The sequence below is a fragment of the Granulicella sp. L46 genome (assembly GCF_009765785.1).
Lineage (GTDB): Bacteria > Acidobacteriota > Terriglobia > Terriglobales > Acidobacteriaceae > Granulicella.
The window spans coordinates 668093-693931 of the sequence record NZ_LMUT01000003.1; the positions used below are offsets into that span (position 1 = coordinate 668093).

Below are 25839 nucleotides of genomic sequence, written 5' to 3' on the forward strand. Positions count from 1 at the left end.
ACCACCGATCCGGGCGCCACCTATCTCGCTTTTGAGATGTGGGTTTCCACCGATCCCCACCCACTGCGAACTAACGATTCAGCCTTACTGCGATGTACTCCCCGGCTGGACTGTACCTCCCGGTGAGACCGTACCACCCTCCGGCAGCGTACCCCGAATCGCGTCATCCAGCTCCACGTGGTTCTTCTCCAACAAATCTCCCAGCGCATAATCCAGACTGATCCGCGCCTTCATCCAGTTTGACCGCGCCGCAATCTCGGTCGACTTCGCCTGCGCCAAATACGCCTCGTTCTGCAATACCAGCAAATCCGTCGACTGCCCCACCGACAACTTATCTCTCTCCGCATCCAGCAGCTGCCCCTGGTAGTCCCTGCTCTGCGACGCCGCCTCGTAAGCCGCCTGCGCCGTCTGCAACGCCACCACCGCCGTCTCCACATCCTCGCGAATCTGAGCCGCCATCTTCTCCGTGCGCGCCTGCACCTGCCGCAGCTGCACCGCATCCCGAGCCGCATCCGCCTGCGCCACACGGTTGCGCAGCGGCAGCGTCAACTGCAGCCCGCCTTGATAAATTGTCGACACCCTCAGCCCGCCCAGCGCCAGATCCTGCGGCGTCGTTGGCAATCCCGTCCCCGGCGACCCCAGCTGTTCATACGGCTGCTCCGTCGCTCCCCGCGTCTGCGCATTCGCATACAGATTCAACTGCGGCCGCGCGTTGTTGCGACTCGCCTCCACGCTGATCTTCCCTGTCTCCACCTGCAACTGCGCCTGCGCCAGATCAGGCCGCTGCGATAACCCCTGCCCCACCAGGTCCGGAACATCCAGGTCCTCCAGCTTATCCGGCACCACAATCCGATCCGTCGGCACAATCTCGTCGAACTGCGCCGTGAACACCGGCGACGCCGTCCGCACCAACTGGTTGCGCAGAATAATCTCTTCCTGCTTGTACAGTCCCTGCGCCTGGATCAGCGCAAACCGGCTCGAGCTCTCCAGCGCCTTCGCCTGCGTCAATTGAATCGGCGCCAGCGTCCCCATCTCCTCCTGGTTCTCGTAATCCTGGCGCTGCTTCGTCGCCGCGCGCAGCGACTCCGTCTTCACCAGCACATCCTCACCCAGCGACACCAAATCAAAATACAGCCGCGACGTCCCGTAGATCGTTTGCAGCACCTGTTCCTCAAACAGCAGTCGCGAAATCCTCTGGTCCACGCGCGCAATCCTCAGATAGCGCAGGTTCACTCCCCGCCCAAACCCCCGCAACAATGGCTGCGTCAGCGTCACAGAGGTGCTCGGCGTCGAAAACGGATTCAGCTGCGAAGCCGACCCGTACTCCACCGACGACGCATTGTTCCCAATCGCCACCAGCTGCAACCCTGTCGAAAACCCCTGCATGTACGCCACATTCGCCGCAACAAAATTCATCGGCCCCGTGCTCGCCGTCGTCCCAGTTCCGGTCGTCGTCGTCCCCGTCCCCGTCGTCGTCGTGCCTTCCAGCGTCACCGAATCCGATCGCCGCAGATACCCCACATCGCCAATCAGCTGCGGATCAAACAGCGGCACCGACGGCCCCAAAGAATACGTAAACCCCGTCGACAGCTGCGATAACGACTGCTGTATCTGCGTCGTCGAATTCAGCGACGTCAAATCCGTGACCGCCGGCGTCGTCGGATTGCTGTTCACCGTCACCGCATTCAACAGCGGCGATCCCGGCCCGCCCACCCCGTTCTGCGGCAGCTGCGCCGTGAAGTCGAGACCGCGCGTGCTCCCGCCCCCCGCGGCCCGCACTGCATCTGTTCCCGCCAGCGTAATGTTGTAGCGCTCCGTCTCCACATCCAGATTATTTTCCAGTGCCAGCGCAATCGCATCCTGCAACGTCAGGTAAAGCTTCCCGTCGCGGATCAACCCATCCAGCCGCGTAGCATCCCCTTGAAACAGTGGTGGTACCGTCGGCCGCCGAAACGGCCCCAGGAACCCCAGAAAATCCGGCCGCAATCCAGTCACGCCCTCACGCTGCGGCTCCGTCTTCGAATCCTCTGCCTGCTGCAACTGCGGCTCCGGCGCATTCGGCGGCGGCACATGTCCATCCAACGGCGAGATCTGCGGCACCCGCATCTTTGTCCCCGCATCCGTTCCCGTCACCGGCCCCGGCGGCACTGACCTCTGCGTCGGCTCAGGACTCAGCGCCGGTGTATTCTGCGGCGTCAGTGGCGGCGAAGGCGACTGCCCCCACACCACACCCGCAGCCGCCAGCAGCAGCAACGCAACTCCCTCGCTCCAACTCCGCCTCGCCCGCCTCATTGTTTACTCTCACTACTCTTCTGCTTACTCGGGCCCTGCTGCTTGCTTTTGCCCCCCTGGTTCTGCTGCCCTTGCTGCCCTTGCAGATTCTGGTCCGTAATATTCGCATTGCCATACTGCGTACTTCCGCCCAGCGGCACATTCTGCTTCGGCGCAGTCGACTGCTCCTCCGAACCCTTCGCCATGTGCATCTCCACCGCCGCGCCCTCGACCACCTCATCGGTCACATCCGTCACAATGACGTCGCCGGCCTTCAACCCATTCACGATCTCCGTCTCGCTACCGAAGTCGCGCCCAATCGTCACCGGCACCCAGTGAATCTTCCCATCCACCACTGTCGCCACCATCGACGTATTCTTGCGAATCGCAATCGCGTCTCCGGTAATCACCAGCGGCGCCTGCACTCCCGCCGCCGGCGGGAACGTCACCACCACGTACATGCCCGAGATCAGCTTGCCCGCCGAATTATCAATCTGCAACTCCGTCAACATCGTCCGTGTGTTCGCATCAATCGAATTCGCCGTCCGCGTTACCTCGGCAAACAATGGCGCGCCCTGATACTCTTGCACCTCAATCGGCGCCTTCAATCCCGGATGAATCACCGGCGCATACCCCTCCGGCACCGACACCAGAATTCGCAGCCGCTGCATCTGCGAGATCCCAAACAGCGGCCCACCCTGCCCCGGCGACTGCGCCGACACAGCCGACGTCGGCCCACTTCCCGAGCTGCCCGAACTATTCGACGCTCCCGCCTGCGTCGTTCCCCCGGCACTCGAGTTCTGCCCCTGTGGCGCCGGCGAACCCTGCGCCCCCGAGCTCGCCCCAGCCGCCGAAATCAGCGCCCCCACATCCACATCGCGCTCCGTAATCACGCCCGCAAACGGAGCCCGCACCTGCTCATAACTCTGCAGCGCCAACTGATGTTCTAGATTCGCGTTGAACGCATCCACGTTGCGCTGCGCCGCCTGCACATTCGCCACCTGCGACCCGTAGTTCGCCTCCTGCGTGTCCCCGTCTTGCCGCGAAAAAACACCCTTCGCCACCAGCACCCGATAGCGCTGCACCGTCACCGTGTTCAGCGCCAACTGAGACTTCTGCTGGTCCAGCTGCCGCTCCGCCTGGAACACCTGCTGCCGCGCCTGCGAAACCTGCGCATCCAAATCCGGCGCATCGATCACCGCCAGCAACTGCCCCTTCTTCACGCGATCGCCGATGTCCACAAACCGCTTCTGCAAATATCCATTCGCCCGCGCATACACATACGCCTGCGTCAAAGGTATCGCCGTTCCCGGAACCGCCAGCCCCGCCTGATCCTTCGGCTGGACCACCTGCATCGTCTCGACCACTGGCTTCGCGCTCTTCTCCTGTTTCGACCGCTCGTCGATGTCCTTGTTGCGGGAGAGTCGCGGCAGCCCACCCGCCAGCACCGCCACCACTACCAGGATCACAAACGCGATCAGAAACCAGTACAGCGGCTTACGATTCTCCGGCCAATGGATCCTCTCCTTCAGCGGCTCGTGAGGATGCTTCGCGCGGCTGGAGTTCGTCTCCTCAAACCGCTTGCCCAACCGCCGATCATCCCCCGAGTTCGGATCGGCAAACTGCTCGCCTACCTTCGCCGGATCGCTCTCCTCCGGCCACGGCAGCTCGTGCTTTGGATCAATCGGATCGTTCCTGTCGTCGGCCATTACGCTGGTTGCTCCTGACTTCCTTGCGAGGGATTCGGTGGTTGCTGGCCATGCCCACTCAACGCCGGGCCCGCCTCTTCGTCAATCTCTTTCGAGTAATCAATCGGTGGATGCGTCTTCAGCAACGAATAAATCGTCGGCACCAAAAACAGCGTGCCCATCGTCGCAAACAACAGCCCCCCAATCACCGCTCGCCCCAGTGGCGCATTCTGCTCGCCACCCTCGCCGAACGCCAGCGCCATCGGCAGCATGCCGATGATCATCGCCAGCGCCGTCATCAGCACGGGCCGCAGCCGCGTGTGGCCAGCATTCAGCGCCGCCTCGCGCTGGTCTTTGCCGGCAAGTCGCTCGTCATTCGCGAACACCACCAGCAGAATCGAGTTCGCCGTCGCCACGCCAATCGTCATAATCGCGCCCATCAGCGATGGCACACTGAACGTCGTCTGCGTCAGGAACAGCATCCACAGAATCCCGCAGAACGCGCACGGAATCGCCATCAGAATAATCAGCGGATCCAGCCACGATTGGAAGTTCACCGCCATCAGCAAATACACCAGCATGATGGCAAAAATAATCCCGACGCCCAGCCGCACGAACGACTCGTTCATCGTCTGCACCTCGCCGCGCAACGAGATCTGCGTCGTCTTTGGCAGGCCCTTCTTCGTCTGGTCCATGATCTTCTGGATCTCGCTCGCCACGCCGCCCAGGTCTCTCTGATCTACATCGGCATAGACGTCATACACCGGTTGAATGTTGTAGTGGTCCGCAATAATCGGAGACAGGTCCCGCCGAAAGTCCGCCACGTTTCCCAGCAACTGCGTCGTGTTCCCGTTCGGCGACGTAATCGGCGTCCGTGCCAGCGACTGCAAGCTGTCGATCCGGTAAATCGGCGTCTGCGTCACAATCTGGTAGTTCACCTGCGTCTTCGGATTCAGCCAGTAGTTCGGCGTCGTCTGCCCGGACCCCGTCAGAGAAATCAGCGTCGAGCTCGCCACATCCGTCTGCGTCAGCCCTACCTGCCGCGCCTTCGTCCGGTCCGCATTGATCTGCATCGTCGGATAATCCACCTGCTGATGCAGGTGCACATCTACCGCTCCCGGAATCCCCGCAATCTGCTTCGCCAGCTTCGTCGCCAGCTCATAGTTTCCCGGATCGTGCCCAATCACCTGCAGATCAATCGGTGCCGGCAAGCCAAAGTCCAGAATCTGGTTCGTCATGTTCGCCGGCGTAAAGAAGAACGTAGCAGTCGGAAACTTCCGCCGCAGATCATCGCGCAAAATTCGCGTATACATCTGCGTATCTTTCTTGCCCGGCTTCAACGCAATCTGAATATCTCCATCGGAGTTGGATATCGTCGAAGTGCCCGAGAACGCCAGGTTAATACCGCTGTTCGGCAGCCCGATATTATCCAGAATCAGCTCAACCCGATCTGCCGGAATCTGCGTCCGGATCTCTTTCTCCACCGCCGCAAAAAACTGCTCCGAATCTTCCAGCCTCAACCCTGGCGGAGGATTCACATGCAGCTTCATCTGCCCTGAATCCACATACGGAAAGAAATCCTTTCCGATAAAGAATGTTAACGGCAAGCTCACGATCAGCAGCAGCACGAACAGTCCCAGCGTGATCGCCGCATGCTCCAGGCACCAGTCCAACAAATCTTTATAGCGATGCTGCATCTTCTCGAATTGGCGATCAAACTTCGAATGAATCCGCCACACAATGCTGCGCCGCTCTTCGCGCTCGCTCTCGCCTGGATCCTGGTACAGCGCAATCTCTTTCCCCAGCAGAAAATGCATCATCGTCGGCACCAGCGTTCGCGATAGGAAATAACTCGCCATCATCGCAAACGCCACAGCCTCAGCCAGCGGCGTAAACAAAAACTTCGCCGCGCCCGTCAGCAGCACCACTGGAACGAACACAATGCAGATCGACAACGTCGACACAAATGCCGGAGCCGCCACCTGCTGCGCCGAGTGCAGAATCGCCTGCGTCAGCGGCCGCTTCTCCGCCATGTTCCGATGCGTGTTCTCAATCTCCACCGTCGCATCGTCCACCAGGATGCCCACGGCCAGCGCCAGACCACCCAGCGTCATTACATTAATTGTCTCGCCCAGCGCGCTCAAAATGATCAGCGACGTAGCAATCGACAGCGGAATCGAAATACAAACAATCAGCGTCGATCGCCAGGATCCCAGGAACAGCAGGATCATCAACCCCGTCAGCGCCGCCGCAATGCAAGCCTCGCGCACCACTTCGTTAATCGACGACCGCACAAAAATCGACTGATCAAACAGCGGTGTAATCGTCAGATTACCCAGCCCCGCCTTCAACTGCGGTACCATCGCCTTCGTCTGCGACACGATATCCAGCGTCGACGTATCGCCGTTCTTCAGCACCATCAGCAGCGCCGACCGCTTCCCGTTCTCGCGCACAATGTTCGTCTGCACTGCGTAGCCCATGTGCACCTGCGCCACGTCCTTCACATACACCACCGCACCATTCGCCGCGCGGATCGGCAGATCGTTCAGCGCAGACAGATCGTCCGGACTCGAGTTCGTCTTCATCACGTACTCGCGATCGCCCATCCGCTCCGTGCCCGCCGGAAGAATCACGTTCTGCTGCGAGATGGACGCCGATACGTCGTTCGCCGACAAATGCCGCGCGTACAGCAGGTTCGGATCCGTATCCACCATCACCTGCTTCACCTTGCCGCCCCACGGCAGCGGAACGCTCGCCCCCTTCACATTCGCCAGCCGCGGCCGAATAAACTGCAGCCCATCGTCATACAGATCGGCCTCGCTCAGCCCCTGCCCGCTCAGCGCCAGCTCCACAATCGGCACCGACGACGCGTCGTACTTGATCACGAACGGCGGATACGTCCCCTGCGGCAACACCCGCAAAATCGTCTGCACAATCGAGGTCACCTGAGCCAGCGCCTGCGCCACCTGCACCTGCGGCTGGAAGTACACCTTCACCACCGCGATGCCCTGGTAGCTCTCGCTCTCCGTGTGCTCCATGTCGTTGACCGTCGTTGTCAACGCGCGCTCGCACACCGTCACCACGCGCCCTTCCATCTCCTCGGGCGTCAGTCCGGCATACGTCCAGACAATCGTGATCACCGGAATATTGATGTTCGGAAAAATATCCTTGGGCGTCTCAATCGCCGACCCGATGCCCAGCAAGGCAATCAGCATCGACAGAACAACGAAGGTATAAGGGCGCCGAAGAGCTAGCCGAACAATCCACATAGACGCCTCAGGGGGTTGTAGTTCGCGGTGAAATACATTCAGTTATGAGACGCACAAAACCCTTCCGAAGACTCCAACTCCTCACCCGCCAAACATTTGCATCCACCGCCTCTTCAATTACATCAAAACCCGATTGCCGATATCTTTATCTCGCAGTCCGATCAGAAGCCCGCGCACCGCACCTTGATTATTCCACCGCGCCCTTGCCTCACTTCTTCGCCGGCATTAAATCCACGCTCTCCTGCGTAGCGCCCTTACTCCGCACCGCGATCACCTGGATCTCCACCAGCCCCCAATCCGTCGCCAGCGCAGCCACCTGCATCGCCGCCCTCACTGGCCGATTCGGTTGCTCCGCTGTCCCAAAGAATTTCGCATACGCCGCATTCAATCCAGCAAAATCCATCTTGCCGCCCTTGGCCGGATCACCCGCAAGGAAGCACTGCATCTCGACCACATCACCCATCGTCAGACCCTGCGTCTTCAGCAGCGCCTCAATCTTCGTCAGCACACTCGTCGCCTGCGTCTCGGTATCGCCAAACACGGCGGGCGTACCCTTCGCCGCATCTTCCGCCGTCACCGGGCTAGCCATCTGCCCCGACAGATACAGCGTATCCCCCGCCCAGATAGCCGCAGCAAACCTCTGCGACGCCACCGGCGTCCCCGCCGAATAAATCCGCTTCACGGCAGTCTGCGCCTGCACACCGCAAGCAACCATCATCATCGCAACCGCCAACACCGCCATACGAATCTTCATCGCTCTCTCCTCAATTAAATTCCTGCCAGCCTCTAGCGCGGAGAACCTCAGCACCGAAACTCCTCAAGGCTGTAACGTCCCCGCATACCCGGCCTTCACAATATTGCCCTGCACCGTCTCCAACGCCGCCTGCGTCGGCATGCCCTTCGTCATCACCCCTTCAAAGAAATAGCCCGTCGCCCAATTGCTGTTATCGCCGCCGATCCCCAGGATAATCGCGCCCTCCTGTTGCATTGGTTGATAGCCCTTCGGCAGAGGAATGATCCCTGTAGTCGTCAGCCCTCCGCTCTGCGCATTACCCTGGTAGATCGCGTAGCTATGCTGACCATCGCTCACGCCCATGTCCGTAACAAACATAGTGCCGCTCGGCACACGTAGATTGCCGTAGATGCCGTCCTCCATATCGAGCCCCGCGCCCAAGCTGCAAGGTGAGCCGTAACACATCACATTGATGGCATCCATATGGCCTGCCTTGTTGTCCAGATTATTCGACTCCGCATTGCCAAAATCAAAGCAGCATTTCTCATTGAGATGAAGCGCCGACGTCACCATGTACACGCCTTCCGCCTCACCGTGCACGGCCGTCCCCTTCGGAGTGTCATTGCGATAACCCATGCCCGGCGAAATCGCAATCCCATACACCTTGTGTCCTCCCACCATCGCAGGAAGCGCATCAGCCACAGCCGGCACATCGGACCCATTCGGCCCAGGTCCGCGCGCCGCTCCCCCAGCAGGCGCAGGCGTAAGGTCGTTATGATTCGGCGACTGGTCATAGATCTTCGTGATGGTGCACGTCGTGTTCGCGCAGAAGCTGTCCTGCGCCGCCGCATTCGCATACCCATCGGGAAGCAGCCCAATGTCAGCGTGCGCGTTATCCGATTGCCGCGTCACCTGGTACAGCGGTCCCGTATAGGCCACGTACAACGCTCGAGTCGTGCTGATCGCCGCCACACACGGCGTCGCCGACGCAAGCAGGTCACACGGCTGCGGATTTGCCACTGCCACTACCGCTGCCCCAGTCGCCGCGGCCGCGCAGCCCATATTCATCACAAAAGCGGACAGAAGAACGCCCAGCGACAGGAGATTTCCAAACACTGAGTTCAATTTCTTTGTCATAGGATTTCTGTAAGTCCTTTGCATAATCTGTATTTCCTCCCGCCAATCAGTCGCTCACGACGCCGGATTCTCACAGCACAGAAAACGTTTTATCCGACACCCCTACATACTACTCACGCCGAGCTGATCAAGCAGCGGCCACCAAAAATTCCCATCCGCTTACAACTCTGCCCTCTCCATTGCATCGCATGTCTCATCCCCGCAGCGACTCTCGGGGCGTGCGCCGACGATCCTGGCGTTTCGATCGTCTCAGACGGCTGACACATGAGCTCGTTCCGTATGTCAGAACATGACCGAAGGGCGGGATTCAAGTTGCCAAACGACATCGATGTACTCATCCTGGGTGCCGGCATAGCCGGCCTTACCGCCGCGCGCACCCTCGCCGAACGCGGCATGCGCGTCTGCGTCCTCGAAGCAAAACAACGCGTCGGTGGAAGAATCCTGTCGCAGAAAGTCGAAGGCGGTGGAACCGTCGAGCTCGGCGCCGAGTTCATCCATGGACGCGCGCCCGAGCTCTGGGCACTCATCGACGAAGTCGGCGTCAAAACAGTCGAGCGCCACGGCTCAATGCTCCGCGAACTCCAGCCCGGCACGCTCGTCGCAGATGACCCACAAGACAACACGATGTTTGAACCACTCGAGCAGCTTGAAGATTTCACAGGCGAAGACAAGCCCTTCGCCGACTGGCTTGCCGCCAGCAATGTCGCCAACGAACTACGCCCCGCGCTCACAGCCTATGTCGAAGGATTCAACGCTGCGGACGCGCAACGCATCAGCGTCCACTCGTTAGGCGTGCAGCAAAAGGCCGAGGACGCCACCGAGGGAGATCGCTCCTGGCAGCTGCCCGGCGGATACGCGCAGCTACCCGACTATCTCGCCGCCCGCCTCAAAGATCTAGGCAGCGAAATCCGCCTCAACTGCGAAGTCCTCGGCATCCATTGGAACCCACGCAACGTTGCCGTCGTAACAACCCACGGAGAACTTAACGCGCCGCAATGCATCGTGACCTTCCCGCTCGGCGTCCTGCACAAGGTCAACCGGCCGGGCGGAATTTCAATCACCCCCGAACCCGCCGCGATCTCTCAGGCACGTCGTCTCGCGATGGGCCACGCCTCGCGCTTCACCATGATTTTTCGTAACCCATACTGGCAATTAACACAGTTGATCGATCAGCAGACCGTGGATAGTATGAGCTTCTTGTTTGCCTTAAATCACATCCCGCCTGTGTGGTGGACATCCCACCCCGACCCCAACACCCTCCCTGCCCTAACAGGATGGGCAGGTGGCCCGCGTGCCTCAGCGCTGCATGGAAAAACGCCCGACGAACTAGCATCCGACGCGTGCGCCGCGCTTGCGCAAATATTTGCAGTCGACGAGAAAATTTTTCGCCAAAACCTCATCGCGACCTACTCGCACGATTGGTCCGCCGACCCCTTCGCGCAAGGCGCCTACAGCTACGCCCCGGTCGGCGCCGTCGATGCCTCCGCGGCGATGACCCAGCCTGAAGCCGACACAATTTTCTTCGCTGGCGAGCATACCGACATCACCGGCAACTGGGGAACAGTCCATGCCGCGATTCGCAGCGGACTTCGCGCCGCAGAACAAATTCTCGAGGGCCGCGCAACGGGCTAAAGGAGGTCGGGGTGTCCTCTAAAATTTGCGTACGTTTGCGCAACCTCAGCACTCCGGCTCGACGTGTGCTGTTCTGCCAATTAGTCTGCCTGCTCGTTTTGGCATTCAGCCACTGCGCCTCCGCGTATTCCCAGGAGCCCGCTCCCGTCACGGCCACGCCCAATCTACCCGACGCTCCCGGCGTACAACCCACCACCGTCGCCGAGGCCGACAACCCGCCGCCGTTGCCGCGGGAGAACTTCGCTCCCAACCCCGACGATGAATCGTCGCAGGTGCCCAATCAGTCCGGCCCGCCACGCTGGTGGAAGCAATCCACCTTCGATCCCGACGCCAAGCCCGATCCCGACTACCTCAAACACTACCAATGGCGCGGCCTCATCTGGCAGAGCGTCGAGTTCAACGTCGTCGAAAATGGCTTTCGCGTCTCCAGCGATCCCGTCATGCGCGACATCCTCGCCCACCGCCCCTACTGGCACGATTGGCTTGCCTCCATGAAACAGTTCAACATGCGCCGGTGGAATGACGGCGACGCCTTCATCGTCAACTATGTTGGCCATCCCATGCAGGGCGCGATCGCCACGTACATCGAGATCCAGAACAGCCCCACCGACCGCCGTCTGCAATGGGGCGACCCCGGGTATGGCAAGTCCCGCTTCAAAGGTTTCCTCTGGTCAGTCGTCTACAGCACACACTCCGAGATCAGCCCCGCAGGCGAGGCCGGCGTTGGCAACGAGGGCGGCTTCACCTACCCCACAAACTGCCTCTACCAGTCCTTCGACTTCCCAATTGGCATCTGCCATCCAAACACCAAGTACACCAACAACACTGGTTGGGTTGACTTCATCATCACCCCCACCGTAGGCATGGTGTGGGTCACCGCCGAAGACCTCATCGATCGCTACGTCACCAAGCCAATGGTCCTGCGTCACCCCGACCGCTTCTGGCCTCTCGTCGTCCGCAGCGGCCTCAGCCCTTCGCGCTCCTTCGCCAACATGTTGCGCTGGAAGGTCCCCTGGTATCGCGACTACGAGGCGCCCATCCAGGAGCCCAATCGCGTCTACTGGTTCCCCTCCAAAGAAGTCGCCGAGTACCGTGCACTTCCCGACGTCCAACTCGCGCCCTTCTGGAATAGCGTCAGCATCGCCTCGAACACTTCCACCTGCTTCAACTGCCGCGAGACCACCATCGGCGGCGGCCTCCAGACCACTCTCAAAATCCGCGGCTGGCTTGGCTTCGACACCGCCGTCAGCTACCACCCCAACGCCAGCCCCCTGCCCAGCGACCGCGCCGGCGGCAACATGCTCGCCGCCTTCTTCGGCCTCAGCGCCAGCAAGCAATGGCACTACTACGCCCTCCACTTCGCCATGCGCCCCGGCATGGTCCAATACAGCCAGGCCTACCTGCGCAGCCCCGTACTGTATTCCGTTCTCACCTCACCTCCGCGCATCGCAACGACCGGCGGCAACGCGGAGGGCCTCCCCTACCCTGGCGTCACCGACGCCAACGGCACCCCAAACGAGCCGCCCCTAGGCTCCATCCATCACTTCGCCTGGGACTGGCAGCTCGCCCTGGACTACCGCGTGAACAAACGCATCGCCTTCCGCGTAGGCCTCGAAGACGCCATCGTCCGCTACCGTACCAACAAGGTGGATGACCCCGGCACCGGCGCGCCCCCCTTCTTCAGTTGGCTCTCGAAAGAACAATTCATCAACCGCGGCAACTTCGTCCTTCAACTAGGCCCCGTCTTCAACTTCTGATTCACACCTTCTGCTCGACCCACTGCTTCCGCCAAGCGGGCGCCTCAAAAGGATCCGCAAAATACTGCGTCTCGTGCACCACCTTTCCATCGCGAAACTCCATGATGCTAACGGTGAATGCCGGCTTCCCCTGGTAGACAATCGTGTATTCCGTAACCCACAGATCATCTCCCCCAACAATTCGCCGGACCTGAAACCCCGAAGGCTTCCCCGGATGATGACTCCGCAACGCCTGCAAATTCTTTCTCCCCAAAATCCGCTCGCCCGACTGCGGATAATCGCAGATCGAATCCTCGGCGTAAATATCATGTTCCGCATCGGCCTCGCCATCCGCCGAAGCCCGCCAATGCGCATCCAACGCTTTCCGTATTTGTTCGTCGCCCATTACATCCCTCCCGTCATGATTCGAACTACATCCTAGTCCGCTCCGCTAACGCACGTTCTCGCAACCGCCTAGCACCCACTTTGCGCCCCCACGGAAGCACCTGCCGTTGCTTTTCTTTCTGTCATTCCCTCTGGGAATCTGCTTCTGCCCTTGTCCTTGTTTTTCGGCTGTCATTCCGCAGCGCAGCGAAGGAATCTGCTTCTCCAACCACTAACCTCGTCATCTCGACCGAAGCGCGCAGCGCGTAGCGGAGAGACCCCTGTATTGGCTCTTGCCCTTCGCCCTGCCTTTCTTTCTGTCATTCCCTCCGTGGATCTCCCTCTTCTTTTGCCGCTGTACCTAAAAATCCTCGAGTAGCGAAGGTCAACCAAATAGACGCCCAGCGACGCCGGCTTTATAAAGGAGGGATGACGAAGAAGCACAGCAAGCACATCACGTCGACAGCAGCAGTCCTCCTGTCGATCCTCGCAAGCGCGTACGCCACACCAATCCTCGCTCAAAGCGCACCCAACGTAGCGCCCAGCACCATCGCGGCAGTGGAGGCTTCCGTCAGCGCACAAAACATCCGCACCCAGGATCAATTCATCTCCGACGACCTCTTCGAAGGCCGCTACCCCGGCCTCCGCGGCGGCCAGCTCGCCGCCCAATACATCGCGACCCAGTTCGCCCTCTACGGCCTCGCCCCCGCCGGCGACAACGGCACCTACCTCCAGCAAGTAAACTTCGTCGGCATGAAAGTAGTCCCCGACCAGACTACCTTCACCCTGAAGCCGACCACCGGCCAACCCGTCCTCCTAAAATTCGGCGACGACTTCGTAGTCTCCAACCAAACCCTCACCCCCACCACCACCCTCGACGCCCCCATCGTCTTCGTCGGCTACGGCGCCACCGCACCCGAGTACAACTGGGACGACTACGCCGGCGTAGACGTCAAAGGCAAAGTCATCCTCTGCATCGTCGGCGACCCACCCTCCGACGACCCCAAATTCTTCGCCGGCAAAGCCCTCACCTACTACGGCCGCTGGACCTACAAATTCGAACAAGCCGCGCGCAAAGGCGCAGTAGGCGCCCTCATCATCCACCGCACCGACCTCGCAAGCTACAGCTGGAACGTAGTCCACAACTCCAACTCCGGCGAAAAAACTTTCCTCCGCGACGACGCCAACCCCCGCCTGCAAGCCGCCAGCTGGATCCAGCTAGACGTAGCCCGCAAGCTCTTCGCCCTAAGCAACCTCGACCTCGACAAAGAATTCGCAGCCGCCGGCAAGCCCGGCTTCCACGCCATCGAACTCCCCGTACACCTCAAGGCCACCGTAACCAGCACCGTCCGCCCCTTCCAAAGCCCCAACGTCGTAGCCATCCTCCCCGGTGAGTCGTGCGGGGGCAGGGACGGTAGGAACGGTTGCAAACCCGGCCTAGATCAGGCCGTCCTCTACACCGCCCACTACGACCACCTGGGCTTTGTCCCCAACATGCCCGGCGACAACATCTACAACGGCGCAGCCGACAACGGCACCGGCGTAGCGATGCTCCTCGAGATGGCGCGCGCCTGGGCCCAATCCGGCATCCACCCGCCCCACTCCGTAATCTTCGCCGCCGTCACCGCCGAAGAGCAAGGCCTCCTAGGCTCCGAATACCTAGGCCAACACCCACCCATCCCCGCGTCCCAAATCTCCCTCGACATCAACTTCGACATGCTCCTCCCCATCGGCGTCCAACAAGAAATCAACGTCAACGGAGCCCAGCGCACCACCTTCTATCCGCGCGTCGAAGCAACCGCAAAACGCTTCGGCCTAACCATCGTCCCCGACCCCCGCCCCGAAGCCGGCAGCTACTACCGCAGCGACCACTTCAGCCTCTCGCGCGTAGGCATCCCAGCCTTTTCCGTCGACTCCGGAACCCTCTACGAAGGCCACGATCGCGCCTGGGGCGTAGCCAAGGAGAAGGATTTCAACGACAACCACTACCACAACTTCTCCGACAACTTTGACCCCACCTGGGACTTCACCGGCGACGCCAAGCTAGCCCGCTTCGGCATCGACCTCGGCTGGCAAGTCCTCAACGCTCCCCACACCGTCGAGTGGAACAAGGGCGATGAATTTGCGCCCGCTCGCATCGCCAGCGAGAAATCCCACTAGCCCTCACCTCAGCACGCGAAACGAAGGCAGCCCAATCGGCCCGCCTTCGTTTTTCGCTCACCGCTGCCGAGTATTCGCAAGCGCCCGCAAAATCGTGCGCGTGTTCTTATTCATCACCTGCCGCAGATACATCGTCAGCGCAAACGCGAGCACCAGGAAGAACAGATCCACGCGCAGTATCGAGTGCAGCAGTTCCCCCAGGTTCTCAGGCGGGAACATGTGCATGTGCATCCACACAAAGACAACGACAACAAGTATCGCAAGCACGCCAACAACAATCCGCGACGTGCGCTCCGACCGGTCAGCGTCCGCCAAAGCTTGTTGCACAAACGCGCGCTCTCCGCCGGCGTTTTCAGGATTAGTAGATTCAGGGCTCATGCTGGTTTCCTTTCATCAGTTAAATATTTGCGAAGCATAGTCACTCCGTAATGCAGCCGCGACTTCGCGGTGCCCACAGGAATTTCAAGAATGGCGGCAGCTTCTTCCAGCGACAAATCCTGCTGATACCGCAGCAGCAACACCGCCCGACTAGCCGGCGACACGTTCTCGACCAACCTCAAAAACCCCTCGTCAGGCGGCTCCCCAAGACGATCATCAAACGTAGTCAGTTGTTCCGCCGGCGCGTCCTCCAGCGGTTGCCACCGCCGCGCGCTCTTCATATGCGAGAACGCAATCCGTGAAGCAATCCGAAACGTCCATGCCCGAAACACCGCAGGCTCGCGCAAATGCGGCAGCTTGCGAAATATCTGCAGCGAAGTCTCCTGCAAAATATCCTCAGCGAGCGCGGTCCCGGCGAGATACGTGATGTACCGCCGCAGCGGCGCATACGCCTCGCGCAGAAGTTCTTCCAGCGCACCCCGGTCGCCGCTCTGCGCCAACAGCACCAGCAGCGTTGAGTCGGACGTCGCGAGCTCCTTCGCTTCCATTCCGGTGTGCATGCTAGAGAGAGGCCTTGCGATCCCAGAAAGTTCGGTTCAACGATAAATAATTATCCAGGCGTACCCGCACGTTCCCCACCAGCAAGGGAAAGCTTCAAACGCAAACCCGATAGCATACCTAACCAACAGAAGCCTTCTAACGCTTCGAACTTCCACCCAGCAACGAACCCAGCACCCCGCGAATAATCTGCCGCCCCACCGTACTTCCCATCGTCCGCGCAGCGCTCTTTGCCATCGACTCCATCAGCGAATCGCCGCGCCCGCTCGTCCCTCTCCCCGCATTCAGCACACCGCTCAACATATTCCCCGCGCCGCTCACCCATCCCGCGCCGCCGCTCCCCGCAGTTCCATCCGCCGCAACAGGCGCAGCCGTCCCCGAAGCATCCACCTTCCCCTTCAACTTTTCGTACGCCGACTCGCGATCCACCACCGTCTCATACACCCCAGCCACAACCGAGCTCTTGATCAGCGCCTCTCTCTGCTCCGGCGTAATCGGCCCAATCTGGCTATGCGGCGGACACACCATCGCCCGCTCCACCATCGCCGGAATTCCCTTCTCATCCAGAAACGACACCAGCGCCTCGCCCACACCCATCTGCGTAATCGTCTCTTCCACATTCACCTTCGGATTCGCACGGAACGTCTGTGCCGCAGCCTTCACCGCCTTCTGGTCCTTCGGTGAAAACGCCCGCAGCGCATGTTGCACTCGATTCCCCAACTGCCCCAGAACCGTGTCCGGCACATCAACAGGATTCTGCGTCACAAAGAAAACCCCAACACCCTTCGAACGAATCAGCCGCACCACCTGCTCAATCCTGTTCTGCAACACCGAAGGAAGGTCCTTGAACAGCAGATGCGCCTCATCAAAGAAGAACACCAGCTTGGGCTTTTGCTGATCACCCACCTCCGGCAGCTTCTCGAACAACTCACTCATCAGCCACAGCAGAAACGTCGCATACAACTGCGGGGACTGCATCAACCGGTCCGCAGCCAGCAGGTTCACCACACCCTGCCCGTTGCCATCCACCTGCAACAAATCTTCGATGTTGAGCGCCGGCTCACCAAAAAATAAATCCCCTCCCTGTTGCTCCAGCGTCACCAGCCCTCGCTGAATCGCGCCAATGCTCGCCGCTGAAATATTTCCATACTGCGTCTGGTACTCCTTCGCGCAAGAGCCCACATGCTGCAACATCGCCTGCAGGTCTTTCATATCCAGCAGCAACAAACCACTGTCGTCAGCAATCTTGAACACCAGCGTCAACACGCCCGACTGCGTATCGTTCAAGTTCAGAATCCGGCTCAGCAGCAGCGGCCCCATCTCGCTCACCGTCGCCCGTACAGGATGCCCCTGCTTCCCAAACACATCCCAGAACACCACCGGGCATCCGGCAAACTTCACCTCGCCCAGCCCCAGCATCTTCACGCGTTCATCAAACTTCGGCGAGCTCTTCCCCGGCTGACTGATTCCCGAGAGATCCCCCTTCACATCCGCGGCAAACACCGGCACCCCAATCGAACTCAGCGCCTCCGCCATCACCTGCAGCGTCACGGTCTTCCCCGTACCCGTCGCTCCCGCCACCAACCCATGACGATTCGACATCCCCGCCAGCAGATACAACTCATCCGCGCCCTTCGCGATCATTGGCATCTCGACCATCAGCGGCCTCCTCCATAAATCTGCAGAGATTCAAGCCTACACATTCCACTCAAAACCGCATAACAAAACAACAGCCCGCTGAAGTTGCTAGCGCAAGACGCAGCGGTGCTGAAGCTAGGACGAGGCTTCAGTAGAACCCGCATAGACCAGAAGTGCATCGACGATGCGTCCTTCGACTCACTCCCACTCCCATCCTCCGCCCGTAACGATACAGTGAGAAGGACGATCTTCCGCGCGCCAACCCTCATGACCGAAGCCGACCTCCTCCACCTACTCCGCGACTGCTACACCCCCACCGGCCCCAACATCGTCGCCGCCGGCCTCGTCCGTTCCGCCACCCTAACTCCCGACCCCGACGCCCCCGGCGCCAACGTCCCCGGCCTCCCCCCGCGCTTCATCGCCCACATCACCCTCCACGCTCCCTCAACCGACGAGACAGCCGCCACCCAACTCTCCGCCCAGGTCGAAAATCGCCTGCTCGGCGTCCCCTCCATCTCCCGCGTCGAGATCAACCTCCTCCCCGCACTTTTCCCCATCCTCTAAAATCCGCGCTACCCGAAACTAGGCTAAAGCAGTCGCTGCGTAACCCGAAACCGGGCTAAGTCGACACCAAACGCACCCGATTCCCCCTCAATATCCATGCCAAGACACAAGTCCGAACCCGCCATCCACCCCTTCGACCAACTCCACGGCACCGACACCTCCGGCCTCATTCCCGGCTATGTCATCGCCGAAGGTACCGACGCGCAAGTCTCTGAGCTCACTGCCTACTACGGCGTAGCTCCCTCTATCCTCCATGGTTTGTTAGACATCTGGCTCCAGCGCACCAGCCCTCAGCCCATCGACCGCACCGTCTTCCTCGACATCGGCGCCGGTAAAGGCCGCGCCATGCTCCTCGCCTCCCAGTTCCCCTTCCTTCGCGTAGAAGGCGTAGAGCTCAATGCCGACCTAGCAAGCATCGCTAATGTCAACATCTCGCAATGGCACAATGACTTACAAGCCAACGCCCTCTCCCCCCTGACCCTCCATCACTCCGACGCCACCACCCATCCCTTCCCCTCCGAACCCACCCTCGCCTTCCTCTTCCACCCCTTCGAACTCCCCCTCCTGCGCCGCTTCCTCCGCCATGTAGAAACGTCTATCTCTAACAATCCAAAGCCGTTCGACCTCCTCTACGTCAACGCCGAGCACGACTCCTACCTCGACCGTCACCCCGCCTTCACCCGCCTCTGGACCGGCCTAATCCCCATGTCCCCCGCCGACCACGCCGCCGACCTAGCCGCCATCGCCCAACAAAAGGAATACGGCTCCACAGGCGACGAACTCTGCGCCATTTACCGCTTTAAAGGCCGAAAAACACCTTAGACACAGCCGAAATCGCAAAAACCAAAACCGAAAATCGCAAGGAATTCGAATTCATCATCCCGTCACGGAACTAACCCCACTCCACTCCCGTACTACAACTCAGACCTGATTCGCCCCGCTTTTCCCAACAAATTACGGGTAGCGTGCGAATAACGGCCAAGACGAGCGATAAAAGATTGAGTCCAACGGAACCAATCGCAAGTCTTATACGTAACAGGTTGTGTGCACAATACCCGGATGCCCTCCCTCAAACTGAGCGAGCGACCGGCGGCTGAATGTTCCCGGTGAGCTCCTGGGACCGCCAAAGCCACAACTTTATCCCCGCGAACGCGACGGCTGAGTCAAGATCTCAAACCGCCCACACGGACGACATTCACTGATACCAAACGCTTTATTAGAGCGCCGCAATCCCGGCATGCCCGGTCGCGCGCGCCAAAGGAGAAACACTATGTACCTCGCTCTCGTAGCACTCGCTTCCGCTTCCACCATCTTCGTTCCCAGCTTCATCGCTATTCGCGATCGTACGAACGCTGACTGGCACGCACGCTTCTAAATTCAACCGCAACAAAACAAAGGCCGCGATCCATTCGCGGCCTTTTCTGTTTTCACTCCATCCCTACCATTGAACCCGTAGCAGTCGTTCGTTTTCCTCCTCGCCCTGCCCAATCGAAATCTCCGCATCAGCCCGCTCCATCACGCTCGCAAACCGATCGCCCCACTCCACCATCACGAGCGCATCCTGCGCCTCGGCCATCTCCCACAATCCAATCCCCTCAATCTCCCGCTCCTCCTCCAACCGGTACAAGTCCAGATGAATCAGTCGAGTCTTCCGCCCCTTGTACTCGTGCACCAGCGTAAACGTAGGACTCGTAACCCCCATCGAATCAGCGCCAAGCGCCGCCGCCATCCCCCGCACCAGCGTCGTCTTCCCCATCCCCAGATCCCCGCGCAACACCACCAGCTTCGGCGCCGGCAGCAACTCCGTGAGCAACTCCCCTAACGCCAGCGTTCCATTCTCACTGCGCGTCCGCAACCGCTTTTCCCGCGTCCACACCTTCATCGCCCCGCTACCTCAATTCCGTTCGCCGCCGTCCCCGCAATCCACGTCAGCCCATCCGAATCTTTTACCCGCGCCCGAAACGCCTCCCACAGATGCCCCACCGTATCCGTGGCCAACACTGTATGTTCATCCTGCGCCAGGCAAGCAAAGTCCCCGGCCAGCCCATGCAGAAACACCGCCGCCTCCACCGCGGCAGCCACATTATCAGGATATTGCGCCAGCATCGCGCTCACGATCCCAGTCAAAATATCTCCGCTTCCACCCTTCGCCATCGACGGATTCCCCGTAGTATTTACCGCAACCCGTCCATCCGGATGCGCCACCAGCGTCCGCCAACCCTTCAAGACCAGTGTCACGCCATTCTCAGCCGCGAATCGCCGCGCCAGCCCCACGCGATCCGCCTCAACCTCCTTCACACTCATCTCCGCCAACCTCGCCATCTCTCCCGGATGCGGCGTCAGCACAATCGTCCGCGGCCTGCCCGCGGCATCCACCGCATTCTTCAGCAGCGACATTCTCCCCGCCAACGCATTCAGCGCATCCGCATCAATCACCATTGGCAGTGTCACGCGCTGCACAAACGTCCGCACCCATTCCGGAGTAGACCCTTCCTGCCCCAATCCCGGGCCAATCCCCACCACCGAAATCCCCTTCAGCAGCGTAGCTAACGACGCTTCGTCCAGCGCCTCCATCTCAAGTCCGCCCGACCCCTCCGTCGCCAGCGGCGTTAGCATCAACTCCGGCGCAACCGCGGCCACGATCGGCAGAATCTCCCGCGGCACCGCAGCCGTCACCAAGCCGGCGCCGGCGCGCAGAGCAGCCAGGCTCGCCATCGACGGCGCGCCCGCCTTCCCAAACGCTCCTCCCACCAGCAGCACATGTCCCAACCTGCCCTTGTTCCCATTGATCGCCCGCGCCGCTTCCGCAATCACCTTCGAGCTCCCACCCCACGTCAGCCCGCTCGCCGACTCAATCGCCCCCGCCGGCGTCCCAATCTCCGCCACCACCACCGGCCCAAACGTCGCAGCCGTCAGATGTCCAAACACATGAGCCAGCTTAGGAGCCGTGAACGTCACCACAGCATCCGCGCGAAACGCTCCCTCAGCCTTCTCCTCCATCGAATCCGCATCCCACCCACTCGGCAAATCAACCGCCACCACCGGCACGTCACTCTCCGCCAACATTTTCTGCGCCGTCGCCGCAAGCCCGCGTAGCGGCGGCTTGAACCCCGTCCCCACCACCGCATCAATCACCAGCGCCGCACCCTCAAGCGTCTCCCGCAACCCCGCCTCGTCCTCAATCTCGCGCACCTCCACGGAAATCGGGTGCCCCCTTTCGGCAACATTAGCCGGGTGCCCCATCTTCGCGACGGCTTCATCGTCGCTAAGGTGGGTTATCGACTCCCAAGCCCGCGCGGCCTCGCCCTTCAGTTCACTCGCCTTCCCCAACAACACCACCCGCACCTGCCGCCCAGCCTCCGCCAGTCGCAGCGCCGCAACCATTCCATCGCCGCCATTATTTCCCTTGCCAGCGAGCACCACCACCAGCCCGTCCCCCCAAAATCGCCGCAGGCAAAACCGCGCCACCGCCTCGCCCGCATGCTGCATCAGCGTACCCACCGGCACGCCGGCCTCGACCGAGCGCCGGTCCGCCCCACCCATCTCTTCTGCTGTCAGGATCTTCATCGCGAATCACTGCCTCATACAATAAACGCAACCAATTCGGCCGCATGACGATGCACTCGCCCTCACAGAATAACGATGCAAGCGTCGACCAGAGTACCCACCCTACTTCTGCGCCACACCGCCGCTTCCCAACATAGCCGTGGTCTCGGGCTTCGACTGCAAAAAGTAGTTCCGATCAGACATCGCGCGATAGAACTGTCCCGTCAACTCAGCTGCCTTCGGTCCAAAGGTGTCCCTGCCACCTTCCAGGAAGATCACCGTAACAATCCGTCCGGTCGGCGCATCGCCATAGCTGACAAACCATCCAAACCGCGTCCCGTTATCCGAGCAGGTACCTGTCTTCCCAAACACTGGAAACTGCACAAAGTTCGTTCGCAAAGAACGTGCCGTGCCATTCGAAAAATCCACTGCGCCCTGCATGCCGGGCAGAATCTGCGGGATCACATCCTTGATGTCCAGCAGCCGTTTCACCTGGGGCTGGAAGTTCGCAACCTCAACCTGAGTCGTCGGATGCTGCAAGTAATACAGCGTGCCACCATTCGCAATCGCGCTCACCAGCGCACCCAGTTGCAGCGGAGTCATGCTGATACTCTCGCCGAACGAACACATCCGTCCCACCCCGCCACTGGCCGCCGGCAGCTCCGTATCGGGATACACCCCCAGGTGCTCGCCCGGAATGTTATATCCCGCCAGCTCACCCAAACCAAACTCGTTCGCATAGTGCTTCACGCGCTCAAAGCCCATCGAGCGTCCCAGCACCTCGAAGTACAGATTGATCGACCGCGCAAGCGCATGCGTCAGATCCACCGCATAGTGACCGCCCAAATTCACCGGCGTATCAGACTTGACCAAACCCTCTTTCAACGCCGCCAACGCTACGGCTACCTTAATCGTCGAGCAAGGCTCCGCGCCCGCGCTCAGCGCCAGCTTCTGGTTGACCATCGCCAGGATGCGCCCGTCCGAAGGATCGATGGCAAGCACCGTCCCATTCATGTTGCCCAGCGCTTCAACCGCCGCCGCCCGCACCACCGGATCCTCTCCCGCGCTCACATCGTTCGCAGTCAAAGCATTCACATCGGTGAAGCTGCTCGCCGTAAACCGTTCTCCATAGTAGCGAATCCGCCCCCGCCTGGCACTCACGCGCACCATCGCCGCGTGCCCATGAGCCGACACGCGCCCTGCAACATGCACAACCTCTGCATGTCCATACGCTGCGGCCGCCCGCGTCCGCCGAACGCTATGCGCCACCATGCGATGGGATGTAGAGGCCGCGATCATCCTATGTCTATGTCGAGCCGGCGTAATCGTCGCATGCGCGCTCAGCACGCCTGCAAGCATGAACAACACCATCGCCAGCCCTGATATCCTGCGTCCCATCTCGTCTCTTCTCTGCGAAAATTCAACTATCTACTACATTCGTGCCTTGCAGCTGTTCTGTCCGTCCCTACAAACACGCCAAACGAGACTACCGCACCCTTCTACCTCTCCTCGGCCACACCGCCCCGGACTCCAGCCTCAGCCATCGATCAATGCCGAGCCGTCTACTGCTTCCGGCGCAGAAACGCTGGAATATCCAGCTCATCGTTCTCTGCCGCGGGTTCACTTGCATACCCCGCGAACGACGGAACTCTTGCATCCGGCCACGCCTTGGGAGTCGCATCCTCAGCAGCCTTGACCTCCGCCGCCTCTTCCTTGGGCTTCCGGAAAAAATCATCGTCGAACACCGACGAATTCCCTGGTGTCTGCTCTGCAGCCGACTCCACCTCCGCAGGTGCATGCTCAGCCGCCTGCGGAATATGTTCGACAACCACCGGAACCGGCGCAGTCGCCGTTTCAGAAATCACAACAGCCTTCGGCTCCTCTGCCGCCTCTATATAAGACGGCACGGAACGCTGAAAGTCTTCCGCCGGAAGCGCCGTGGGCTCAACCCGCGGCAACTCATGCCACGCCTGCCGCCGCGCCGTCTCGTAGTACGACGAGACCGGATACGTCGGCCGTTGCACCGGCGTCTCAACTACCGGCTCTGGAACAACCTGCGCTTTGGGCTCGCTAACCGATCCGGCACCCAGCGCCTCTTCCACCTCGGTCTCGCTCGCAAACCGAATCGCCGGCTTTGCCGCCTGCGATCCAAAGATCAACGGCTGCGTCTCCTCCGCAGGCTTCTCGACAGGTGCAGACTGCGGTACCAGTGGCCGCGATACAACCCTCGGCGGCACAATCTCGTGATGCGCCGTCGGCAGCGCGGAGGCTGCCATCATGCGCTCCCGACGCTCCGGCATAGCCTCGCGGAACCCGGTCGCGATCACCGTAAACTTCACCTCGTCGCCCAGCGCCTCATCCAGCACCGCTCCAAAGATAATGTTCGCGTCCTCGTGCGCCGCCTCCTGAATAATCGACGACGCCTCGATCACCTCGCTCAACTTCAGGCTGCTTGACCCGGTAATGTTGATCAGGATCCCGCGCGCTCCATCGATCGCTCCTGCCTCCAGCAGCGGCGAAGCAATCGCGGCCTTCGCTGCCTCCTTCGACCGATCCGGCCCCGACCGCACGGCGGTCCCCATCACCGAATAGCCCATCCCCGCCATCGTCGTCTTCACATCAGCGAAGTCGCGATTGATCACGCCCGGAATCGTAATGATGTCTGAAATTCCCTGCACGCCTTGGCGCAAAATATCATCGGCAATCCGGAAGCTCTCAAAGAAGCCAGCATCTTTTGCCGTCGTCAGCAGCTTGTCGTTCGGAATCACGATCAGCGTATCGACCGACTCCAGCAGCTCCTGCAACCCGCGCTCCGCCTGCATCGCCCGACGCTTGCCTTCAAACGCAAACGGCCGAGTCACCACAGCAATCGTAAGCGCGCCCATCTCGCTCGCCAGCGACGCGATCACCGGCGCAGCGCCCGTGCCCGTCCCGCCGCCCAGACCGGCCGTCACAAATACCAGGTCCGCGCCCTCGAGCGCCTCGATGATCTTGTCCGAATCCTCCAGCGCCGCCCGCCGCCCTACATCCGGATTCGCTCCCGCACCCAGCCCGCTCGTCAGCTTCACACCCAGCTGCAGCTTTACCGGCGCATGCGACCCTTCCAGCGCCTGCACATCTGTGTTGGCCGCGATAAACTCAACGCCCTGAACATTCGCCTCGATCATGCGGTTGATGGCATTGTTGCCGCCACCACCCACACCAATCACCTTGATCCGCGCGTTCCGCCGCGTCTCTTCGTGATATTGAATCCGGAGGGAATCCGGCTGTTTATCGTCGAGCGATTCTTGCGGAACGCCGGGTGCGTTTTCAGGCGGCATAGGCATAGGCGTATCTCCTTCGGCGTTGCTGATTTGCTTCTCTTCATTCTGCACGGCGAACGCCTCCGTGGCATGCATGAAATGCCATCGTGCATCTAAATCGATTACAGCCGTCCCGTTCGGGCACCGGCTTACCTGCAAACCTGTCGCGCCAACCTACCGCGAAGAAGGCAGATGGAACACGACCGATGCCCCGATCGACGCCACGCCAACCGAGCTCGGCCCATCAACTGTCGCACCGCTGTTACCAACCCGGTTCATGTTCCCGATGCCCAGCTCTATCGGCCGCAGATCAATCATCGGGAAGATGTGGATGGTCAAGCCAGCGAACCCTTCATACATGATGTAGCTGTCTTCCAATCGTGGTAGTGGCGTGGTCGTCGTCAGGCTCGCGCCGAACGGCAGCGTCGCATTGCTGCGCCCATACCCAGCCGATATCTGCACATACGGTGTCAGCCACGAGATCGGCGTGTGAAACGACCCCCTGACGCCAAGCAGCGCGTTGTCCAGCACCGTGGTATCGTTGCCCCCTGCGGAACTCGTCGCCGACTTGTTCGAGTGCATCACGCCACCTCGGAAATCCACTCCCAGCCGCATCGGCCCTACATTGCGAAAGTCGTAATAAGCACCCGCCTGAAAGCCCGCCGGGTTCACTTTACCGCCCGTGCTCGAGCACTCAAGTGGCGCTGTCTCGAAGCACGTGATGCCACGCAACTGGGTCGCCTGGTACCCGATATATACGCCTGCCTGGGCATGTGCCGCCGCGGCAAACCCAAATCCGAAAACTCCAAACAAAACTACAGCCAGCCTTGTGCAAAATCTCAT

19 protein-coding genes are annotated in these 25839 nt (G+C 60.6%); 5 read left to right on the forward strand and 14 right to left on the reverse strand.

Annotated elements, in window-relative coordinates; translation table 11 throughout:
• Positions 1-84: 84 nt before the first annotated feature.
• The 5 genes from GSQ80_RS03720 to GSQ80_RS03740 form a co-directional block, all read right to left on the reverse strand.
• Complete coding sequence (locus GSQ80_RS03720; protein ID WP_158786138.1) at positions 85-2292, reverse strand: TolC family protein; 2208 nt, start codon at positions 2290-2292, stop codon at positions 85-87.
• The gene (locus GSQ80_RS03725; protein WP_158786139.1) at positions 2289-3980 is read right to left on the reverse strand and encodes an efflux RND transporter periplasmic adaptor subunit; all 1692 of its coding nucleotides are present in this window, start codon (positions 3978-3980) and stop codon (positions 2289-2291) included. The genes GSQ80_RS03720 and GSQ80_RS03725 overlap by 4 nt, the downstream gene beginning before the upstream one ends.
• The gene (locus tag GSQ80_RS03730; protein ID WP_158786140.1) at positions 3980-7228 is read right to left on the reverse strand and encodes an efflux RND transporter permease subunit; all 3249 of its coding nucleotides are present in this window, start codon (positions 7226-7228) and stop codon (positions 3980-3982) included. The genes GSQ80_RS03725 and GSQ80_RS03730 overlap by 1 nt, the downstream gene beginning before the upstream one ends.
• Positions 7229-7436: 208 nt before the next feature.
• A complete protein-coding gene (locus GSQ80_RS03735) occupies positions 7437-7982 on the reverse strand; it encodes a Rid family hydrolase (protein WP_158786141.1) in 546 nt (181 codons plus the stop codon).
• Between the two features lie 63 nt (positions 7983-8045).
• On the reverse strand, positions 8046-9098 hold the full coding sequence (locus GSQ80_RS03740) for an arabinofuranosidase catalytic domain-containing protein (RefSeq protein ID WP_158786142.1): 1053 nt from the start codon (positions 9096-9098) through the stop codon (positions 8046-8048).
• 279 nt (positions 9099-9377) lie between these two features.
• On the opposite strand from GSQ80_RS03740, the gene GSQ80_RS03745 reads away from it, so the two are divergent.
• Together GSQ80_RS03745 and GSQ80_RS03750 are read left to right on the forward strand one after the other, a co-directional pair.
• Positions 9378-10730, forward strand: coding sequence for an NAD(P)/FAD-dependent oxidoreductase (locus tag GSQ80_RS03745; protein WP_158786143.1), 1353 nt, complete (start codon positions 9378-9380; stop codon positions 10728-10730).
• Between the two features lie 11 nt (positions 10731-10741).
• A complete protein-coding gene (locus tag GSQ80_RS03750) occupies positions 10742-12487 on the forward strand; it encodes a hypothetical protein (protein ID WP_158786144.1) in 1746 nt (581 codons plus the stop codon).
• A gap of 1 nt (position 12488) precedes the next feature.
• Here the strand turns inward: GSQ80_RS03750 and GSQ80_RS03755 are convergent, their stop codons facing one another.
• Entirely contained in the window at positions 12489-12872 is a 384-nt protein-coding gene (locus GSQ80_RS03755; RefSeq protein ID WP_158786145.1) for a nuclear transport factor 2 family protein, read from the reverse strand.
• A gap of 407 nt (positions 12873-13279) precedes the next feature.
• Here GSQ80_RS03755 and GSQ80_RS03760 point away from each other — a divergent pair, with 407 nt between their 5' ends.
• A complete protein-coding gene (locus GSQ80_RS03760; RefSeq protein WP_158786146.1) occupies positions 13280-15010 on the forward strand; it encodes a M20/M25/M40 family metallo-hydrolase in 1731 nt (576 codons plus the stop codon).
• 57 nt (positions 15011-15067) lie between these two features.
• Here GSQ80_RS03760 and GSQ80_RS03765 read toward each other — a convergent pair whose 3' ends face one another.
• From GSQ80_RS03765 to GSQ80_RS03775, 3 genes are all read right to left on the reverse strand, one after another.
• Positions 15068-15388, reverse strand: a complete 321-nt coding sequence (locus GSQ80_RS03765) for a hypothetical protein (protein ID WP_158786147.1) — start codon at positions 15386-15388, stop codon at positions 15068-15070.
• Positions 15385-15948, reverse strand: coding sequence for an RNA polymerase sigma factor (locus GSQ80_RS03770; RefSeq protein WP_158786148.1), 564 nt, complete (start codon positions 15946-15948; stop codon positions 15385-15387). Before GSQ80_RS03770 ends, GSQ80_RS03765 begins: the two co-directional genes overlap by 4 nt.
• A gap of 136 nt (positions 15949-16084) precedes the next feature.
• Positions 16085-17605: a helicase HerA-like C-terminal domain-containing protein gene (locus tag GSQ80_RS03775; protein WP_158786149.1), complete on the reverse strand. Its 1521-nt coding sequence runs from the start codon at positions 17603-17605 to the stop codon at positions 16085-16087.
• 213 nt (positions 17606-17818) lie between these two features.
• Here GSQ80_RS03775 and GSQ80_RS03780 point away from each other — a divergent pair, with 213 nt between their 5' ends.
• Both GSQ80_RS03780 and GSQ80_RS03785 read left to right on the forward strand, forming a co-directional pair.
• Positions 17819-18148 (forward strand): DUF59 domain-containing protein, encoded by a 330-nt coding sequence (locus tag GSQ80_RS03780; protein WP_158786150.1) that lies wholly within the window; start codon positions 17819-17821, stop codon positions 18146-18148.
• A 96-nt stretch (positions 18149-18244) separates the two neighbouring features.
• On the forward strand, positions 18245-18970 hold the full coding sequence (locus tag GSQ80_RS03785; protein ID WP_158786151.1) for a class I SAM-dependent methyltransferase: 726 nt from the start codon (positions 18245-18247) through the stop codon (positions 18968-18970).
• Between the two features lie 616 nt (positions 18971-19586).
• Here GSQ80_RS03785 and tsaE read toward each other — a convergent pair.
• The 5 genes from tsaE to GSQ80_RS03810 form a co-directional block, all read right to left on the reverse strand.
• Positions 19587-20030 carry a tRNA (adenosine(37)-N6)-threonylcarbamoyltransferase complex ATPase subunit type 1 TsaE gene (gene tsaE / locus GSQ80_RS03790; protein WP_158786152.1) on the reverse strand — a complete coding sequence of 148 codons (444 nt, stop codon included), beginning with the start codon at positions 20028-20030 and terminating at the stop codon, positions 19587-19589.
• On the reverse strand, positions 20027-21715 hold the full coding sequence (locus GSQ80_RS03795; protein ID WP_158786153.1) for an NAD(P)H-hydrate dehydratase: 1689 nt from the start codon (positions 21713-21715) through the stop codon (positions 20027-20029). The genes tsaE and GSQ80_RS03795 overlap by 4 nt, the downstream gene beginning before the upstream one ends.
• 102 nt (positions 21716-21817) lie before the next feature.
• Positions 21818-23092: a penicillin-binding transpeptidase domain-containing protein gene (locus GSQ80_RS03800; RefSeq protein ID WP_158786154.1), complete on the reverse strand. Its 1275-nt coding sequence runs from the start codon at positions 23090-23092 to the stop codon at positions 21818-21820.
• Between the two features lie 164 nt (positions 23093-23256).
• The gene (gene ftsZ, locus GSQ80_RS03805) at positions 23257-25092 is read right to left on the reverse strand and encodes a cell division protein FtsZ (protein ID WP_371315677.1); all 1836 of its coding nucleotides are present in this window, start codon (positions 25090-25092) and stop codon (positions 23257-23259) included.
• A 78-nt stretch (positions 25093-25170) separates the two neighbouring features.
• Positions 25171-25839, reverse strand: a complete 669-nt coding sequence (locus tag GSQ80_RS03810) for a hypothetical protein (RefSeq protein WP_158786155.1) — start codon at positions 25837-25839, stop codon at positions 25171-25173.